General features: G+C 74.3%; 4 protein-coding genes. All 4 read right to left on the bottom strand.

The genetic code is table 11. The features are described from left to right. On the bottom strand, positions 1–1,162 hold a 1,162-nt coding region (locus ACRDP3_RS21435; RefSeq protein ID WP_431518607.1), incomplete at its 3' end, for a GMC family oxidoreductase N-terminal domain-containing protein. Further along, on the bottom strand, positions 1,159–2,613 hold the full coding sequence (locus ACRDP3_RS21440; RefSeq protein ID WP_431518608.1) for a hypothetical protein: 1,455 nt from the start codon (positions 2,611–2,613) through the stop codon (positions 1,159–1,161). The genes ACRDP3_RS21440 and ACRDP3_RS21435, both read right to left, overlap by 4 nt. Then, complete coding sequence (locus tag ACRDP3_RS21445; RefSeq protein WP_431518609.1) at positions 2,613–3,305, bottom strand: FadR/GntR family transcriptional regulator; 693 nt, start codon at positions 3,303–3,305, stop codon at positions 2,613–2,615. The genes ACRDP3_RS21440 and ACRDP3_RS21445 overlap by 1 nt, the downstream gene beginning before the upstream one ends. A gap of 80 nt (positions 3,306–3,385) precedes the next feature. Further along, the coding region (locus ACRDP3_RS21450) for an FCD domain-containing protein (RefSeq protein WP_431518610.1) at positions 3,386–3,658 on the bottom strand (273 nt) is incomplete at its 5' end.

Below are 3,658 nucleotides of genomic sequence, written 5' to 3' on the forward strand. Positions count from 1 at the left end.
GGCCGGAGCGGCGCAGCAGCGGCGGCGACTGCAGGGCGCCCGCCGCGACGACGACGAGCGGGCTGAGGATCTCCAGGACGGTGCCGTCCGGCCGCCGTACGGCGACACCGCACGCCCGGGGGCCGCCGGGGCGGTCCGGTTCGGTGAGGATGCGCTGGACGAAGGCGGAGGTGACGATCCGGGCACCGGCCCGGCACGCGTCGGGCAGTACCGACAGCTGGACGCTCTGCTTGGCGCCGGTCGGGCAGCCCACGACGCACTGGCAGGAGCCCTTGCAGCCGGGGGCGTTACGCCGCAGCGCCCCCGCCTGCCAGCCGAGGCGTTCGGCCCCGCGCAGCGCGGTGCGCCCGTTCGCGCCGAGTACGTCCAGGGGCTGGGTGGCGACCCGCAGGGTGCGCTCGACCTCGTCCAGGCTGTCGGCGAAGGAGCCCGCGTCGGCCAGTCCGAGCCCGTAGGTCTCGCGCCAGCGGGCCAGCACGTGGTCCGGAGTGCGGTAGCAGGTACCGGAGTTGACCACGGTGGTGCCGCCGACCGCGCGGCCCACCGGCAGCACGACCGGCGGATTGCCCAGTGCCACCGTCCCGCCGCCGTCGCGGTAGAGCTCTGCGAACCGGTCCAGCGGAGCCCGGCGGCCGAACTCGGCGGTGGTGTGCCGCCGCCCCTCCTCCAGAACGACGACCCGCAGTCCGGCGCGGGCGAGCGTGCGGGCCGCGATGGCGCCGCCAGCACCCGAACCGATGACCACCGCGTCGGCTGTCGACCGGTCCGGCCACTCGGCCGAGGGCACGCAGTCCAGCGGCGGATCGGCCGGCGGCGGGGTGAGTGCCCCGGCTCCCGGCTCCTGGTGCAGCATCCGCTCGGTCCCGGCCGCGAGCATCACCGGGACCTTCACCGCGTCCAGCACCGGCAGCAGCCACGGGCGGGAGGCGATCGAGGCCAGCAGGGTCTCCCGCTCGGCCGGGGGCAGTCCCCGCAGCGGGCGACCGGCGCGGACCCTGGCGTAGGTGTCGATGGCCGCCGCCGCGGTCCGTACTCCCGCGCGGGCGGGCAGTGGCATCGAGCCGAGCAGGCCCTCGAGCCGGCGGGGCACGGCGCCCGGCCAGGGTGCGCTGCCGTCGTCGGCGAGGAGGGCGGCGACGAGGCCGTCGAGCGGGGTGCTCATCGGTCGCCCACCTCCGCGTGCGCGGTCCCTTCGAGAGTCCACTCCGCCTCCGTGCGCCAGCGTCCCCACCAGCGCTCCAGCAGAATCCGGGCATCGGCCCGCTCGCTGTTGCGGCACACGGCGGCGCCTCCGTCGGGGTCGGTGTAGTCCAGGGCGAGTGTCCGCTCGGCGGGCTGGGTGACCTCGACGCGGATGCGGCGCAGGCCGGACCGGCCGGTGACGCTCCACTCCGGCAGTCCGATACGGGCGCGGAAGCGGCCGAGGCCGGCCCAGCCGATGGCGCTGCGTTCGGCCCGGCGGGGCCAGGTGCGGCCGTTCTTGCGCAGTCGCAGAAAGACCATCGGCGGCAGCCTGCGCAGCCCGGGGCGCATCGAGGTGGCGGCGACGATCTCCAGCACGTCACCGCTGCCGCTCCCGTCACCGCTGCCGAGGTCGGCGTGCAGCCAGGCCCAGCGGCGCGCGTTGCCGTGCCCGTAGATCCTCGCGGTGGCGCCTGGGGCGCCCTCCAGCCGCAGTTCGCCGCCCTCGTAGCCGAAGGTGCCGGTGTAGGAGGCGCGGGGTGCGGGGACGATCTGGGCCGCCGGCAGCAGCGGGCGCCGCCACGACCAGCGCGGAAAGGTGTAGAGCGGTTCGCCTTCGGGGCGTTCGGCCAGGTCCCAGCGGAACGGACCGGCCTCGCCGCGCAGTTGTCCCGGCCCGGCCTCGATGCCCTTCGCCGCGAAGCCGTGCGCGCCCGCCCCCGCACTCCCGCCCGGCTGCCAGGGCTCGGGTCCGAACCGTGCGTGCTCGACCGGGCCTTCGCCGTCGGCCGGGAAGCGCGCCACCCAGCCGTGCGCGTACGCCGCGGAACCGTCGCTGGGCGCCACCAGTTCGTGATGCAGCCACAGGCCGGTGCCGGTGGCTGGGTCGGTCACCGTGGTGTACCAGACCTCCAGGCGTCCGGCCTTGCCCTCCCAGCGCGGCGCCAGATGGTGGTCACCCCCGCCGGCGCGGGCGTCGTTGCGGGGGAAGCGGAAGCTGGCCAGGAAGGGAACGAGCGCGGTCGTGACGGAGAAGCGGAGGGTGCCCGCTCCGGCCTGCACACCCTCCTCCAGCAGCAGGAACGGCAGCACCGTCATCGACTTCACCGGGCGGTAGGGCGAGACCGACTTCCAGCCCTCCAGGACGTAGCGGCGGCCGCGCGCGGTGAAACTCAGCCGGTAGAGGATGCGGCGCCGGGCGAGCGGCGAGATCTCCAGCTCGCCCCGGGCGTCCGGGTCGTCCGCCCACCCCGCGATCCGTACCCGGCCGGTCAGCAGACCGTCGGTCGTACGGTGCACGCGGAGCACCTCGTCCGACCGTACCGACAGATCCACCCGTATCCGCCGAGGTTCGCTCTCTCCGGCCAGCCGCACCGAACCGGACATGGTCTCCGTGAACGCGGTCCCGCGCGTACCTCCCCGGGCGCCCATCAGGCGATCCCGAGACCGTCGAGCATGATCCGCTCGGTCGCCGCCAGATACGCGTCGGCCGCCGCCCGCGCGGCCTTGGCGTCGCCCGCTTCGACGGCGGCGACGACCGGGGCGAGCCGGTCATGTGCCTCGCCGGGATCCAGGAACGGGCCGACGAGATGGGAGCGCATCGGAAGATAGGCGTTGAAGAGGGTGTTGGTCAGCAGGGTGTAGACGCGGTTGCCGGTCGCCCGGGCCAGCGCGCGGTGCACCTCGATGTCCGCGAGCTGCACCGCATCCCCGACCTCGGCCGCCGCGACGGCGCCCAGCAGCCGGGCCAGCTCGGCGCGCTGCTCCTCGGTGGCCTTCATCGCAGCCCGCTCGGCGATCAGCGCACCGACGCCGCGCCGCACTTCGAAGATCTCGCCCAGCCAGTCCGGGCTGTGCCGCACCAGCATCGGCAGCAGGTCCGCGCCGCCCAGCCGCACGAAGTCCCGTACGCGGGTGCCGACTCCGTGCCGGGTCTCCAGCAGCCCGGCCTGGACGAGACGGCCGAAGGCGTGCTTGAGGGTGGTGCGGGTGACACCGTAGCCGTCGGCCAGCTCGCGTTCCGGCGGCAGATAACTGCCGGCGGGATGCGATCCGGTGAGGATCTCCTCGCGCAGCCGGCCCTCCAGTACGTCGACGATGGTCTCGCGGGGCAGAGTCTCCACGACGGCTCACACTCCTCAGTGACTCAGTGGATGAGCCACTGAAACACGCGTCGCCCGACGTGACAAGGTCCCGGCGCCCCTCAGGAGGAGCCGGATGCTTCGGAAACCGGCCGCAGCCGCTCGTAGTAGGACGTCTCCAGATGGGTCCGCATGGCCGCTTCCGCGGCCTCCGGGTCGCCTTCGAGGATGGCGTCCGTGATCGCGCGGTGCTCCTCGAGTGTCTGCTGCCCGATCCCGCGCTCGTAGTGGAACCGGAAGATGTGCAGATGGCAGTGCGTACGTTCGAAGGCGAGCCGCACCTGCGCACTGCCGGCCAGCTCCGCCACCAGCACGTGGAAGCGGGTGTCGTGCGC

Source organism: Streptomyces sp. (assembly GCF_050698815.1).
Classification (GTDB): Bacteria; Actinomycetota; Actinomycetes; order Streptomycetales; family Streptomycetaceae; genus Streptomyces.

Bases quoted from the DNA above. Each gene is read 5' to 3' on its own strand.
- ACRDP3_RS21440 (WP_431518608.1), bottom strand. From the start codon at position 2,613: ATGGGCGCCCGGGGAGGTACGCGCGGGACCGCGTTCACGGAGACCATG.